Raw genomic sequence first — 13871 nt, 5'->3', positions numbered from 1 at the left:
GGTTTTGCCCTTGCCTGTGTGCAGTGGCATTAATCTTGTAGTTGCCATATTTTTACCCACTAATCCCCGATAATTGCGTGAGTATTTCGCCAAATAGCACTCTGATTCCCTTTAAATTGCTATCTAACCCCTCAATATCCTGTACATAAACATTACCTGTGCTATTCGCCATCTTTGCAAGCTGATTAACATTGTTGGCAGTGATACCAAGTAGCCTTGATATTTCTTTTAGCTCTTTTATATCAAGCTGTATTACATAGCCGTCAATCGCCATTTTGCGAATAAATCCGCTGCGGTTTTTAATGTTGGCATTATTCATCTTTTGCTTTAATAGCTTTAGTTCATGCTGCGTAAATTTAATGTATATTCCCTTGTTTCGTTGTTCTGCCATATAGTCTCCTTTCTGTCGGCAAATAACAGGAGCGTTGCACGCCCTTGTCACTGCAATTAAGGAAAATCACCACCTAAAGCTTTCCCGATACCCCTTGCGGTCTAAATATTTCTGCCTTGCATTTTCTCGTTCTTCCTCGGTAGGGGCTGTTTTGTAATCTGTGTAGGTAATGCGGTTGATGATGTTTTCCATTTTTCGCTCTAAACCTGTTTTGATTTCTTCTTCCCATAAATCATCCTCGCAAAGATGATATTTTATGAGCTGAACAAAAAGTTCTTCCGGTATTTGTACGCTTTTCATATCTTATCCAATCCTATCTTTATCAAAATATAAGTGTTTTCAGTGAGGTGCGTGACAGCACAAATATTTTACCCTTATAGGAAACCGTTTTTGATTTAAGCAAAAGGTGTATGCACTAGGTACACTACCAAGGAAAATCTTTTGGAAGTAAATCTACATCTAAAACCTCATTTCCCCTTGTGCCATTGCGTTTGATGATGTAGCGTTTTCTAAGTTCGCCCACAAAGTTTTTGCTGTTTAAGGCATGATACCCATTTTCGGTAGACCATTCTCGGTATCGTTCATAGAGCTTACTTATTGCCAGTCGGTAGCCATCCGCTTGGCACAAATTTTCATTTAGAAATGTTCCAAAAATGTCGCTTTCCTCTCGATATTCGTTTACCACCTCTGTCATTTTCTGTGGTTGATTTAGCCCCTCAGCTTGTAATAGATAGTACCTTTCGATAATCCAGTTAAGTATTGCCGACATATTGTTTTCTTCACGAAATAGTTCCTTTAAGCCTGTTTCCTGTTCCTCTGGGTTGAAATGCCTCTCAAAGGGCAGCAGCTTTACCCTGTCACTAGAAAATACGGTATCATCGTTAATGCGTGGTCTGTGATTGGTGTTGATGATGATTTTAAACTCCGGTGTAAACTCAATAGGGTTTTCATGCAGAAAGCGTCCTGTGTACTTATCTCCGCCTGTAAGCTGTTTAATCAGCGACACATTGAGTTCTAATCCTCTTTCCGGTTCAGGCATTATAACGAGCCTTGCACCTTTAAGTCTCGCTATATCAGGGGTAGGAGACGAGCCTGTTTTGTTGTTTCGCCCGATGGTTTCTGGTTGCACATTGTTTGCGTAATCTCCAAAAATATGGGAAATGGTTTCACAGCAGGTGGATTTACCGTTTCTTGTGGTACTGCCGTAAAAGATAAAGAAGCATTCAAGGTTGGTGTTGCCTGTTAGGGCATATCCAAAAGCCTTTTGTAAAAACCGTATGCTTTCCGCATCGTCCTGCATAATCTCGCTTACAAACTCTAGCCATCTGCTACATTTTGCGTTTTCGTCATAAATGACATTAGATAGGTGGGTAATGAGATACTTTGAAGAATGAGGGGTAAACTTTTTCCTTTTTAAATCTAAAGTACCGTTTCGGCAGTTAAATAGCAGTTTTTCTGCATCAAACTCTGCAAGGCTTTTGGGGTTGATAGATGTGCAATGCTTGATGATATTTTCTCACCTTTTAATATTACAAAGAGAACCTGCAAGCTTGATAATCTTTTCATCCTGCAACCGGCTTCCATAATCGGCTAGAGCATAAGTGAAGATTTTACAACATTCCATGATTTTTAGTTATTGCACATCCTTTACCCACCGTTTGCTGTCAAAGATATACCAACACTTTGACTCTAAAACATAGCATATCAATCCTTGAAATATCTCATAAAATAGTTGTGAAATTCCCATATCGTGCAGCGGAAAGCTTTTGTTGCTTTCAATGTGTAACTGCTCGAAAATAGCAATTACATTTGCCTTATCCATTAGGCTCTCACCCTCTCGGGGTCAAAACCGTAATACTTTTTCTTGAAATACTCCAAAGGACATTTGCCTGCTATAGTAATATAGCCCATATCGGTAAGTTCGGTATTTAATTTACGCACAATGGCGTATGCTTTTGTTCTGCCTACTCCGAGGACTGTTTGTATTTGCTCTGCTGTTATGTACTGTGTGTTCATATCGTTTTCCTCCTTATCTTGTTGTGAATATAGCATTATGAGTATCTATAGTGCAGTAATTTGCGTATTTTTTAATTATTAAACTAAATATGTACTTTTAGTTTATATTTAGTTTATACATACTTGTAATTCGTTTATCAATAGTATTTTTATAAATTGTGCATTAACAGTACATATTGTGTTGTGCTATACTGTGAACGAGGTGAATGATATGCAAAATTATGATAAATCTATAGGAGCAAGGCTGAGAGCCTTGCGTAAAGAAAAGAACCTTAATCAGACAGAACTAGCCACTCTTCTGGGTAAGTCTTTGCGTACCGTACAAAAATACGAAAACGGTGACATCGAAATTTCACTTGCAAACATTAATGATATTGCAAAGAAGCTCGACACCACCGCAACCTATTTACTTGGATATCAACAAGACGACACCCCACTGACAGGCTATTTAAACGTTTTTGAAACCATGTTCAAGCTAGAGGAAATGGCTGATTTAGGCTTTAGAATTGAAGTAAAAAGACCGCCAAAGCACGACAAATGGGAATGTTCCATTGTGTTTGACGGTAAGGATAAGAATTTTGATCTAAATGCTGATATGTGTCTTTTCCTCGAAGATTGGAAAGAACGCAGAAAAGATGAAGATTTACAAAATCCATCACAGTCATATACACGTTGGAAAGACCAAACTTTAGCATACACCATTACAGCAGATACACTTGCAAAAGAGCAGGAAGAAAAATAAACTGTTAAAACTGTAAGTGTACCTATGGATTTTGATTATTCATCTGATGATGAATAGTAAATAGCACTATAAAGGGCATCGGTGGGGTACAGAAAGTGAGGATTTTATGTCTGTAACCAAAGATGCAAAAACAGGAAAATGGATGTCCCAAGTTCGTGTAGAGGACTGGCAAGGGAACGTCATCCACAAAAAGAAAAGAGGGTTCCAAACCAAAAAAGAAGGTTGGGAATGGGAAAATCAAATCAAGCTACAATATACTGCCGATGTGGGTATATTGTTTGGTGATTTCATTGCATTATATTTTTAGGATATTTTACACCGATTAAAGGAAACTACTTTGTCCGGTAAACAGTTTATGGTGGACACCAAGATTACCCCTGTGTTCTCAAAAATGCCGATGAGCCAAATCTCGCCCACGGATGTTCGCAAATGGCAAAATGGGCTTACCGCTTATCGTGATGAAAAAGGCAAGCCATATAGTCAAACCTATTTAAAGACCATTAACAACCAACTGACCGCTATTTTCAACTACGCTGTGAAGTTTTACTCGCTGAAAGAAAATCCCTGCCACAAGGCAGGTAGCATGGGTAAAAAGCACGCAGATGAAATGGAGTTTTGGACAAAAGCAGAGTTTGACACCTTTATTAAAACAAAGGAAGATAACTACCAAATCTATGCCGCTTTTATGACGCTGTACTATACGGGTATGCGTATCGGCGAACTGACAGCTCTTACAAAGGCTGATGTTGACTTTGAAAAGGCTACTATCACTATAAATAAGTCATTTCAAAGGCTGAACGGTAAGGATATTATATCCACACCAAAAACGCCTAAGAGCAACCGTGTGGTGACGATACCAAAACTTCTTGTAGAGTGTTTGGAAACTTACCTATCCATGATGTATGAGCTGAAAAAGAACGACAGGATATTTCCTGTTTCCAAAAGCTTTATGGCAAAGGAAATTACCAAAGGCTGTGCGGAGTGTGGAGTGAAACGCATAAGGGTGCACGATTGCCGACACAGCCACGCATCACTTCTGATTGAGTTAGGTTTTTCGCCTTTGCTAATCGCTGACAGGCTGGGGCATGAAAAGGTGGAAACCACACTGAATACATACAGGCATCTTTATCCTAGTAAGCAAGCGGAAGTAGCAGATAGGTTGGATAATTTATAAGACTGTATATTTTAGTATGTAGCCAAGATTTAGAATAAGCAAAAAATATAAATGTAGCTATTTTGTAGCCAGTAGGAAAAGAAAAACCTCACAAACCCTCTAATATCAAGGGTTTGTGAGGAATTAATAGTTATTCCCACTCCAGACAGACAGTAAAGCATATAAGCAAAAATCGTTGATTTTACGACATTTTCAGAAAGGAAAAGCAACTATAAAACCATATAAAAATGAAAAATAATGCAAAAAAAATGCAATGAAGTTCAATCAATTTTGTTTGACCCAACCTTAAAACTCAATATCATTTTCCAGATAGACGCTTACACATGAGCGTCTATTTTTTTACCCCCAAACCAGAAAGGAGCTGATAACGTGGCAGTATTCCGGGTGGAGAAAACCAAAGGCTACACGGTTATGTCAAACCACCACCTAAGAAACCCCAGCCTGACCTTAAAGGCAAAGGGGCTTCTTTCTCAAATGCTGTCCCTGCCGGAAGAATGGGACTACACCCTAAAGGGATTGTCCAGTATCAACCGGGAGGGCATAGACGCTATCCGGGAAGCTGTCCGGGAACTGGAACGGGCTGGCTATGTAACCCGTGCCAGAGCGAGAAATGAAAACGGACAGCTTGCAGGGACAGACTATGTGATACATGAACTGCCTATATTGGAAAATCCAACACAGGCAAAACCTACATTGGAAAATCCAACATTGGAAAACCCTACACAGGAAAATCCAACGCAATTAAATAAAGAACTATCAACTAAAGAATTATCAAATACCGATTTATTAAATACCGATTCCATTCCTATCCTTTCCACCCCTTTCCAGAGGGAAGCGGCTACACCGCCAGAACGGAAAGGAAACGGATATACCAGCATGGACGCTGTAAGGGCTTATGAAGAAGTCATAAAGGACAATATCGAGTATGACTATCTGGTACAGGATCAACGCTATGACAAAGGCAGGATTGACGAGATTGTGTCCCTCATGCTGGAAACCGTCTGCACCCGCAGAAAAGTGATACGCATAGCCGGGGACGATTACCCGGCGGAGCTGGTAAAGGGCAAGTTTATGAAGCTGAATAACAGCCATATCCAGTTTGTTCTTGACTGTATGCGCCAGAACACCACTAAGATACGCAACATTAAGAAATACCTGCTTGCGGTGCTGTTTAACGCACCCAATACCATAGACAGCTATTACACTTCCCTTGTGGCTCACGATATGGCAAGCGGGGCGTTTGCCCCTAAAAAGCCCCAATACGGCGACCCGGACTATTATTCCTGCAACGAGGGCGAAAGCCTGTAAACAAAAAAGGAGGACACACACCATGAAACAGGGAGCATTGATTTATGACCCGGAAACGGAACGCTATGACATACGCTTTGGACTGAACGATTTTTACGGTGGTCTGCACTGCGGGGAATGTTTTGACGTATTCGCAGGCGGCAAATGGAAGCCGACCCGCATTGAAATGAATTGTGAACAGGAATGGTATCTTGTCGGTATCAAAACGGATAAGCTGGACGGCTTACGGGTACGGCGGCATGACAGGTAACACAGGGGCAACCGGGAAAAGCGGCTGTCCCTTTTTTCATGCCCGCCCGCCGCCTGTCCTGCCCTATCCCATGAAAGGAGGAACAACGACACATGGAAGAACAGATAAACGAAAAAGTAGTTGCTTTTTCAATCCGTGGCGGGAAGCTGACGGCGGAGCTGTTGCAGAAGGCTCTTAGGAAATTCCTGTCAAACGCAAAAAAACAGTTGGGAACGCCCGTGGAATACAAGGGGAAACAGACCTTAAAACAGCTTATGAAGCAGAACACGGGTGTTTCCAGCATGGAGATTACAGACGCTAACATTAAAGCCTTTGAGCCTGTTGCCAAGAAATACGGGCTGGATTTCAGCCTGCAAAAAGTCAAGGGCGAGAACCCGCCCCGCTATCTGGTATTTTTCAAGGGGCGGGACGTGGACGTTATGACCGAAGCGTTCCGGGAATTTTCCGCCAAGCAGTTAAAGCAGGCAAAAAAGCCGTCAATCCGAAAGGCTCTTGCCGCCTTTAAGGACAAAGCGAAGCAGTTAAACGCCAGCCGGGAGAAAGTCAAGAATAAAGACAGGGGGCGGGAATTATGAAACCAAACATCAAAAAACAGCTTATCCTAAATGCCCCGTATCTACTCTTTGTGTGGCTTTTTATGAAAGCCGCCGAAGCGTTCCGGCTCTCCCCCGGCGTGGATTTCTCCGGGAAGCTCCTGCATATTACACAGGGCTTTTCCCTTGCTTTTGAAAGCCCCCTGCCGAGCCTTAACGGGCAGGATTTTCTTATCGGCGTTGCCGGGGCTGTCCTTATCCGGTTTGCCGTGTACTGCAAAGGCAAGAACGCCAAGAAGTACCGGAAAGGCATGGAATATGGCTCTGCCCGCTGGGGAAATGCAAAGGACATTGAACCATACATTGACCCGGATTTTTACAACAACGTCATTCTGACCCAGACGGAACGGCTTACCATGAACAGCCGCCCTAAAGCACCCAAGTACGCAAGGAATAAAAACGTGCTGGTAATCGGTGGTTCTGGAAGTGGAAAAACCCGCTTTTTCGTAAAGCCAAACTTAATGCAAATGCACAGCTCCTATGTAGTGACTGACCCGAAAGGCACAGTATTGATTGAGTGCGGAAAACTGCTGGCAAAGGGTGGCTACCGAATTAAGGTGCTGAACACAATCAATTTCAAGAAGTCCATGCACTACAATCCCTTTGCCTACCTGCGGAGCGAAAAGGACATTTTAAAGCTGGTACAGACAATCATAGCCAACACCAAAGGCGAGGGCGAAAAATCTTCCGAGGACTTCTGGGTAAAGGCGGAAAAACTCTATTACACCGCCCTTATCGGCTATATCTTCTACGAAGCCCCGGAAGAAGAAAAGAATTTTACCACCCTGCTTGACATGATTAACGCCAGCGAAGCCAGAGAAGATGACGAGGATTTTAAGAACCCGGTTGACCTTATGTTTGACCGTCTGGAAGAAAAAGACCCGGAACACTTTGCCCTAAAGCAGTATAAGAAATACAAGCTGGCGGCAGGAAAAACCGCAAAATCAATCCTTATTTCCTGCGGGGCGAGGTTAGCCCCCTTTGATATTCGGGAACTGCGGGAACTCATGGAAACGGACGATTTGGAGCTTGACACGCTGGGGGACAGAAAAACCGCCCTCTTTGTCATAATCTCCGACACGGACGATACCTTTAATTTTCTTGTTGCCATGATGTACACCCAGCTTTTCAATCTTTTATGTGACAAGGCAGATGATGTTTACGGCGGCAGGCTTCCCGTACACGTCCGCTGTCTTTTGGACGAGGTGGCAAATATCGGGCAGATACCGAAGCTGGAAAAGCTGATTGCCACTATTAGAAGCCGGGAAATCTCCGCCTGCCTTATCTTGCAGGCACAGAGCCAGCTAAAAGCCATTTATAAAGACAACGCCGACACCATTGTAGGCAACTGCGACACCACCCTGTTTCTGGGCGGAAAAGAGAAAACCACCTTAAAGGAAATGTCGGAGCTGTTAGGGAAAGAAACCATTGATTTATACAATACGTCCGAAACCAGAGGGCGGGAGCTTTCCCACGGCATGAACTACCAAAAGCTAGGAAAGGAGCTGATGAGCCAAGACGAAATAGCCGTCATGGACGGCGGGAAATGTATCTTGCAGGTGCGGGGCGTACGCCCGTTTTTCAGTGACAAGTTTGACATTACCAAGCACCCCAGATACAAGTACCTGTCGGACTATGACAGGAAGAACACGTTTGACGTGGAAAAATACTTGAAACGCCGTCCGGCGGCTGTCAAGCCGGACGAACCCTTTGACCTTTACGAAATCGAAGTCTGAACCCGTGACCGTGGTGGCTGTATCTGTCCCCACACGCATGAATGGCAGACCCCGCCGAAGTCACGCACCAGCCGCCCACACAGGCGGTTATTTTTATGCAACAAACCACCAAAAAACATTTTTTAAGCCGCAAAAAGCGGCAGAAAGCGAGGAAATCTTATGGCATTTTTTAATTCCGCAGTTGACATTTTACAGACCCTTGTAATCGCTCTGGGAGCTGGCTTAGGTATCTGGGGCGTTATCAATCTGTTAGAGGGCTACGGCAACGACAACCCCGGCGCAAAATCGCAGGGCATGAAACAGTTAATGGCGGGCGGCGGCGTTGCGCTCATTGGCACAACCTTAGTTCCCCTGCTTGCAGGACTGTTTTAATTGTCCGGGGATAAGAGCCTATGGAGAGCATATTTGAAGCCATAAACGAATGGCTAAAGGAGCTGTTGATCGGGGCGATTAACGGGAACTTATCAAATATGTTCGGGGACGTAAACGAAAAGGTAGGCACAATAGCGGCACAGGCGGGACAGACCCCGCAGGGGTGGAATGGCGGCGTGTTCAACATGATACAGAGCTTGTCACAATCCGTCATTCTCCCCATAGCGGGGCTTATCATTACCTATGTGCTTTGCTATGAGCTTATCAGCATGGTTACGGAGAAGAACAGCCTGCATGACATTGATACATGGCTGTTCTTCAAATACTTTTTCAAGGCGTGGGTGGCGGTCTATCTTGTTGCCCACGTCTTTGACATTACTATGGCGGTCTTTGACGTGGGACAGCATTTAGTCAATGCGGCGGCGGGCGTGATAAGCACCGACACGGCGATTGACATTGAAAGCACCCTAGAAAGCATGACTGCCAATCTGGAAACCTTAGAAGTCCCCGAACTTCTGTTACTGCTCATGGAAACCGCCCTTGTGAGTATGTGCATGAAAATCATGTCCGTGCTGATAACGGTTATCCTCTACGGCAGAATGATAGAAATATATCTGACCTGTTCCGTTGCCCCTGTCCCATTCGCCACCATGACAAACCGGGAATGGGGAAGCATTGGAAGCAACTACCTAAAAGGCTTGTTCGCTCTGGGAATACAGGGCTTTTTCATCATGGTATGTGTCGGCATTTACGCCGTGCTTGTGAATGAAATGGTTATCGCTGACAACCTGCACAGTGCTATTTTCAGCGTTGCCGCCTACACCGTGATACTCTGCTTTTCCCTGTTCAAGACCGGAAGCCTTGCAAAATCAATCCTGCACGCCCACTAAAGGGCAGGCATACACCGCCCAGACCGGGCAGAAAGGAGGTTCTCAATGGCATATGTGCCAGTACCCAAAGACCTTACACGGGTAAAAACCAAAGTCATGTTCAATCTGACGAAACGCCAGCTTGTGTGTTTCGGGGCGGCGGCTCTTGTGGGAGTGCCGCTTTTCTTTTTGCTTAAAGACAGCGTACCCCAGACCATAGCAACATTCCTCATGGTGCTTGCCATGCTCCCGTTTTTCTTATTTGCCATGTATGAGAAGCACGGACAGCCCCTAGAGGTAATCGCCGGGAACATGATACGCACCCTGTTCCTTTCCCCAAAGGAACGCCCTTACCGGACGGAAAACTATTACGCCGTTCTGGAAAAACAATACACACTCAAAAAGGAGGTAAACGCCATTGTCAAAAAAAGCTATCAAAGACAGACCGCCAAAGCAGGCGGTAAAGCTGTCACGGGCGGAAAAAAAGCAGATAGCCGCCCTCATACAAAAGGCTAAGGGGGACGGGAAAAAGCACTCCGCACAGCAGACCATTCCCTATGAAACCATGTACCCGGACGGTATCTGCCGGGTAAGGGATAAGCTCTATTCCAAAAGCCTTGAATTTTTTGACGTAAATTACCAGCTTGCACAGCCGGACGATAAGACCGCCACCTTTGAAGCCTTATGCGACTTCTACAACTCCCTTGACAGCTCCATAGGCTTACAGCTTACCTTTGTGAACCGTATCGCCGGAAAAGAGGATTTTTCAAAGAGTATCGCTATCCCACCGCAGGGGGACGGCTTTGACGATGTGCGGGCGGAATACGCCGCCATGTTACAGAACCAGCTTAGTAAGGGGAATAACGGGCTTATCAAGAAAAAGTACCTTACGTTCACGCTGGAAGCGGACAACATAAAAACGGCAAAGTCCCGCCTGTCCCGGCTGGAAACGGACATACTGAACCACTTGAAAATCTTAGGCTCACAGAGCCGCCCCTTAGACGGCAAAGACCGTTTAGAGGTGCTTCACGGGATTTTCCACCCGGAGGGGGACAGCCGCTTTTCATTCAACTGGAAATGGCTTGCGCCGTCCGGTTTATCCACAAAGGATTTTATCGCACCGCCCTCATTTGCTTTCAAGAACGGGCGGACATTTGGCATGGGGAAGCTGACCGGGGCGGTATCGTTCTTACAGATACTTGCGCCGGAAATCAATGACCGCTTGCTTGCCGACTTGCTCAACGTGGACGGACACCTGCTTGTCAATCTCCATATCCGCAGTATCGACCAGAGCGAAGCAATCAAGACTATCAAGCGGAAAATCACGGACTTAGACCGCATGAAGATTGAAGAACAGAAGAAAGCTGTCCGTTCCGGCTATGACATGGATATTATCCCCTCTGACCTTGCCACCTACGGCGGGGAAGCCAAAGACCTGTTGCGTGACTTGCAGAGCCGCAACGAGCGTATGTTCCTGCTCACGTTCCTTGTGGTAAACCTTGCGGACAATAAGCAGGCACTTGACAACCAGATATTCCAAGCCGCAAGCGTGGCGCAGAAAGCAAACTGCTCCCTTGTCCGTCTGGACTACCAGCAGGAAGCGGGGCTTATGTCCTCCCTGCCGCTGGGGCTGAATGAAATACCCATACAGCGGGGGCTTACCACCAGCAGTACGGCAATCTTTGTCCCCTTTACCACGCAGGAGCTTTTCCAGAGCGGGGAAGCCCTCTACTATGGCTTGAACGCCCTTAGTAACAACATGATTTTAGCTGACCGCAAAAAGTTAAAAAACCCCAACGGGCTGATTTTAGGAACGCCGGGAAGCGGCAAGAGCTTTTCCGCAAAGAGGGAAATCACAAACGTATTCCTTGTGGCGGATAAGAAAGACAGCATTTTGATATGCGACCCGGAAGCGGAGTACGCACCCCTTGTCAACCGTCTGGGCGGGCAGGTGGTAAAAATCTCCCCCACCAGCAAAGACTTTGTAAACCCTATGGATTTGAACCTCAATTACTCCGAGGACGAAAGCCCGCTGACGTTAAAGGCGGATTTTATCCTGTCCCTATGTGAGCTGATTGTGGGCGGAAAAAGCGGCTTAGAGCCTGTCGAAAAGACCGTCATTGACCGTGCCGTGCGGGAAGTCTACCGGGAATACCTTGCCGACCCTGTCCCGGCAAATATGCCGATACTGGAAGATTTACACAATGCCCTCAAAAGACAGCCGGAGACAGAAGCCGCAAGGGTAGCCGCCGCACTGGAACTGTATGTACACGGCAGTTTAAACGTGTTCAACCACCGTACCAACATAGACATTCATAACCGCCTTGTCTGCTTTGACATCAAGGAGCTGGGGAAACAGCTTAAAAAGCTGGGAATGTTAATCATTCAAGACCAAGTCTGGGGGCGTGTGACCGAGAACCGGGAGCTTCACGCTAACACATGGTTCTATTGCGATGAATTTCATTTACTACTGAAAGAGGAACAGACTGCCGCCTATTCCGTGGAAATCTGGAAGCGTTTTAGAAAATGGGGCGGAATCCCCACAGGCATAACCCAGAACGTAAAGGATCTCCTTGCCAGCCGGGAAATCGAAAATATCTTTGAAAACAGCGACTTTATCTATATGTTAAATCAAGCGGGCGGGGACAGACAGATACTTGCCAAGCAGTTAGGCATTTCCAACCAGCAGTTATCCTATGTGACCCATTCCGAAGCCGGACAGGGGCTTATTTTTTACGGGAACGTGATACTGCCCTTTGTAGACCGCTTCCCTGCTGACACAGAGCTTTACAGCATTATGACAACCCGCCCGGAGGAACTTGCCAATGAAGCATGAAAAGCCAGTCCTTATCGTGCGGGAGCTTTCCCCGGAGCAGGCAGTCCCCTTTATCCGGGCTTACCACTATTCGCAGGTGCTTCCCCGTCTGAACCGCCATTACTTAGGCTTTTACGAGGGCGGGAAGCTGTCCGGCGTGGTGGCGTTAAGCTGGGGGACACAGCCTTTGCAGACCATACGGAAGATATTCCCCAGACACAGACTTTTGACCTCTGATTATCTGGAAATCGGGAAAATGTGCTTCCTGCCGGAGCAGAACGGCAACGGGTATTTTGGCAGTCTTGCCCTGTCCGCCCTTATCGGGTGGCTTAGGGCAAATACAGACTGCCTTTTTCTTTATACCCTTGCGGACGGCATTATGGGGAAATGCGGCTATGTGTACCAAGCGGCAAATTTCCGTTATCTGGGGAGTTTTACCACAAGCGTTTACCTGGACAGCTCCACAGGGGAAAAGATACACCCCAGAAGTGCCGGGACGCTCCTTGCCGAGAACGCCGCCCTTGACGGCGTGAAAAAGCGGCACTGGCTGACCCATGAGTTTTGCGCCATGAAAGGCATTGAGAAAATCAACGGGCGAATGTTTCGGTATATCTACCCGCTGAACCGGAAAGCGCAGGCTGTTTTAAACTGCTACCCGGAATATGCCGCCATTCCCTACCCCAAAGATAAAGACTTATGCTTTGCCGTCCGCACCGGACACAGGCAGTACAAAGAAATCCCGCCGCCCCGTTTCAACCGGGACATATGCAACCATAACCCGCAGAAATACGGGTAACGAAAGGAGAATGACCCCATGAATGAAACCTTACAAGTCCCTATCGGGGAACAGCCCCATTTAAAAGAGTTTTTTAAGCTCTTAAATGAAAACGGGCAGAAGCAGGAAGCCGCCGACCTGTCCGCCCTGCTTTCCCAGCTTGCCACAATGGAAAAGCAGTATGAAAAAGTTCTGTCCGAGCTTACCGAAGTGCGGGGACAGCTTTCCAATCTCCATGACGGAGGTTATAAGACCGCCGCCATAAAAGACGTGGAAAATACCCAGTCCCATGTATCACAGGCAAAGGAAAAACTGGCTGGCTTAAAAGCCGATATTTCAAAGAATATCAAGAAAGCCCTGTCCGCCGTGAAACAGCAGGGCATTTCCGCCCTCAACAAAGCCGTGGATTTTCTGGGTATCAAAACCGTGCTGTCCGATATGAAAGCAGACTTGCAGGCTTCCATTTCCAGCACCCAGAAAAGCATTGACCGTATCAACGCCATAGGGAGCGAACTTCACGCATTGAATGAGCATACCAAGAACTTAGGACGTGCGCTGACCGGAAAAGGAACCAAAGAGCTGACAGAGCGCAACGAGGATAAGGGTGTCCTTGCGGCTGTTGCAAAGCCCCTAAAGAAACATAAAGCCACTTTGGAGGGAATGGAAAAATCCGTGTCAAAGGCTATCGCACGGGTGGAACGCTTAGAACGGGCGGCTGTACGGGGAAAAGAAAAGCCCTCTATCCGGGAGGAATTAAAAGCCGCCAAGAAGCCGGAAACTGCTAAGAAGCCGGAAGCCCCGAAAAAGTTACAGGAAGCCAGTCTATAAGG

17 protein-coding genes are annotated in these 13871 nt (G+C 46.1%); 13 read left to right on the top strand and 4 right to left on the bottom strand.

Translation table 11 applies throughout. The features are described 5' to 3' along the window. Window positions 1–52: 52 nt before the first annotated feature. From I2B62_RS18685 to I2B62_RS18670, 4 genes are all read right to left on the bottom strand, one after another. Window positions 53–391, bottom strand: coding sequence for a plasmid mobilization relaxosome protein MobC (locus I2B62_RS18685; protein ID WP_195270545.1), 339 nt, complete (start codon window positions 389–391; stop codon window positions 53–55). Between the two features lie 66 nt (window positions 392–457). Then, window positions 458–691 carry a complexin-2 gene (locus I2B62_RS18680; RefSeq protein ID WP_195270544.1) on the bottom strand — a complete coding sequence of 78 codons (234 nt, stop codon included), beginning with the start codon at window positions 689–691 and terminating at the stop codon, window positions 458–460. A 124-nt stretch (window positions 692–815) separates the two neighbouring features. Then, window positions 816–1898, bottom strand: a complete 1083-nt coding sequence (locus I2B62_RS18675; RefSeq protein ID WP_347707844.1) for a phage/plasmid primase, P4 family — start codon at window positions 1896–1898, stop codon at window positions 816–818. A gap of 314 nt (window positions 1899–2212) precedes the next feature. Beyond that, entirely contained in the window at window positions 2213–2407 is a 195-nt protein-coding gene (locus I2B62_RS18670; RefSeq protein ID WP_195270543.1) for an ICEBs1 excisionase, read from the bottom strand. Window positions 2408–2618: 211 nt separating this feature from the next. Here I2B62_RS18670 and I2B62_RS18665 point away from each other — a divergent pair, with 211 nt between their 5' ends. From I2B62_RS18665 to I2B62_RS18610, 13 genes are all read left to right on the top strand, one after another. After that, window positions 2619–3149 (top strand): helix-turn-helix transcriptional regulator, encoded by a 531-nt coding sequence (locus I2B62_RS18665; protein ID WP_195270542.1) that lies wholly within the window; start codon window positions 2619–2621, stop codon window positions 3147–3149. 106 nt (window positions 3150–3255) lie between these two features. Beyond that, a complete protein-coding gene (locus I2B62_RS20830; RefSeq protein WP_347707841.1) occupies window positions 3256–3456 on the top strand; it encodes an Arm DNA-binding domain-containing protein in 201 nt (66 codons plus the stop codon). Window positions 3457–3459: 3 nt separating this feature from the next. Beyond that, window positions 3460–4323, top strand: coding sequence for a site-specific integrase (locus I2B62_RS18660; RefSeq protein WP_347707843.1), 864 nt, complete (start codon window positions 3460–3462; stop codon window positions 4321–4323). A gap of 369 nt (window positions 4324–4692) precedes the next feature. After that, entirely contained in the window at window positions 4693–5631 is a 939-nt protein-coding gene (locus I2B62_RS18655) for a DUF6017 domain-containing protein (protein ID WP_195270541.1), read from the top strand. A gap of 22 nt (window positions 5632–5653) precedes the next feature. Next, a complete protein-coding gene (locus I2B62_RS18650) occupies window positions 5654–5881 on the top strand; it encodes a DUF5348 domain-containing protein (RefSeq protein WP_195270540.1) in 228 nt (75 codons plus the stop codon). A gap of 92 nt (window positions 5882–5973) precedes the next feature. Then, complete coding sequence (locus I2B62_RS18645; RefSeq protein ID WP_195270539.1) at window positions 5974–6456, top strand: PcfB family protein; 483 nt, start codon at window positions 5974–5976, stop codon at window positions 6454–6456. Next, a complete protein-coding gene (locus I2B62_RS18640) occupies window positions 6453–8210 on the top strand; it encodes a VirD4-like conjugal transfer protein, CD1115 family (RefSeq protein ID WP_195270538.1) in 1758 nt (585 codons plus the stop codon). The genes I2B62_RS18645 and I2B62_RS18640 overlap by 4 nt, the downstream gene beginning before the upstream one ends. A gap of 159 nt (window positions 8211–8369) precedes the next feature. Continuing rightward, the gene (locus I2B62_RS18635) at window positions 8370–8582 is read left to right on the top strand and encodes a Maff2 family mobile element protein (protein ID WP_195270537.1); all 213 of its coding nucleotides are present in this window, start codon (window positions 8370–8372) and stop codon (window positions 8580–8582) included. A gap of 20 nt (window positions 8583–8602) precedes the next feature. Then, the gene (locus tag I2B62_RS18630; protein WP_195270536.1) at window positions 8603–9472 is read left to right on the top strand and encodes a VirB6/TrbL-like conjugal transfer protein, CD1112 family; all 870 of its coding nucleotides are present in this window, start codon (window positions 8603–8605) and stop codon (window positions 9470–9472) included. A gap of 45 nt (window positions 9473–9517) precedes the next feature. Then, window positions 9518–9967 (top strand): PrgI family protein, encoded by a 450-nt coding sequence (locus I2B62_RS18625; protein WP_195270535.1) that lies wholly within the window; start codon window positions 9518–9520, stop codon window positions 9965–9967. After that, on the top strand, window positions 9870–12287 hold the full coding sequence (locus tag I2B62_RS18620; RefSeq protein WP_195270534.1) for a VirB4-like conjugal transfer ATPase, CD1110 family: 2418 nt from the start codon (window positions 9870–9872) through the stop codon (window positions 12285–12287). Before I2B62_RS18625 ends, I2B62_RS18620 begins: the two co-directional genes overlap by 98 nt. Continuing rightward, window positions 12277–13062, top strand: a complete 786-nt coding sequence (locus I2B62_RS18615) for a hypothetical protein (protein ID WP_195270533.1) — start codon at window positions 12277–12279, stop codon at window positions 13060–13062. Before I2B62_RS18620 ends, I2B62_RS18615 begins: the two co-directional genes overlap by 11 nt. An 18-nt stretch (window positions 13063–13080) precedes the next feature. Beyond that, complete coding sequence (locus tag I2B62_RS18610; RefSeq protein ID WP_195270532.1) at window positions 13081–13869, top strand: DUF6674 family protein; 789 nt, start codon at window positions 13081–13083, stop codon at window positions 13867–13869. Window positions 13870–13871: the final 2 nt, after the last annotated feature.

The organism is Eubacterium sp. 1001713B170207_170306_E7, from assembly GCF_015547515.1.
GTDB lineage: Bacteria > Bacillota > Clostridia > Eubacteriales > Eubacteriaceae > Eubacterium.
Note: the sequence above shows the minus strand (reverse complement) of the source record. Positions and strands in the feature narration are given on the sequence as shown.

What these genes read in the sequence shown, in the direction of transcription:
- I2B62_RS18685 (WP_195270545.1), bottom strand. Translation starts at nt 391, where the DNA reads ATGGCAGAACAACGAAACAAGGGAATATACATTAAATTTACGCAGCAT.
- I2B62_RS18680 (WP_195270544.1), bottom strand. Translation starts at nt 691, where the DNA reads ATGAAAAGCGTACAAATACCGGAAGAACTTTTTGTTCAGCTCATAAAA.
- I2B62_RS18670 (WP_195270543.1), bottom strand. Translation starts at nt 2,407, where the DNA reads ATGAACACACAGTACATAACAGCAGAGCAAATACAAACAGTCCTCGGA.
- I2B62_RS18665 (WP_195270542.1), top strand. Translation starts at nt 2,619, where the DNA reads ATGCAAAATTATGATAAATCTATAGGAGCAAGGCTGAGAGCCTTGCGT.
- I2B62_RS20830 (WP_347707841.1), top strand. Translation starts at nt 3,256, where the DNA reads ATGTCTGTAACCAAAGATGCAAAAACAGGAAAATGGATGTCCCAAGTT.
- I2B62_RS18650 (WP_195270540.1), top strand. Translation starts at nt 5,654, where the DNA reads ATGAAACAGGGAGCATTGATTTATGACCCGGAAACGGAACGCTATGAC.
- I2B62_RS18645 (WP_195270539.1), top strand. Translation starts at nt 5,974, where the DNA reads ATGGAAGAACAGATAAACGAAAAAGTAGTTGCTTTTTCAATCCGTGGC.
- I2B62_RS18640 (WP_195270538.1), top strand. Translation starts at nt 6,453, where the DNA reads ATGAAACCAAACATCAAAAAACAGCTTATCCTAAATGCCCCGTATCTA.
- I2B62_RS18635 (WP_195270537.1), top strand. Translation starts at nt 8,370, where the DNA reads ATGGCATTTTTTAATTCCGCAGTTGACATTTTACAGACCCTTGTAATC.
- I2B62_RS18630 (WP_195270536.1), top strand. Translation starts at nt 8,603, where the DNA reads ATGGAGAGCATATTTGAAGCCATAAACGAATGGCTAAAGGAGCTGTTG.
- I2B62_RS18625 (WP_195270535.1), top strand. Translation starts at nt 9,518, where the DNA reads ATGGCATATGTGCCAGTACCCAAAGACCTTACACGGGTAAAAACCAAA.
- I2B62_RS18615 (WP_195270533.1), top strand. Translation starts at nt 12,277, where the DNA reads ATGAAGCATGAAAAGCCAGTCCTTATCGTGCGGGAGCTTTCCCCGGAG.
- I2B62_RS18610 (WP_195270532.1), top strand. Translation starts at nt 13,081, where the DNA reads ATGAATGAAACCTTACAAGTCCCTATCGGGGAACAGCCCCATTTAAAA.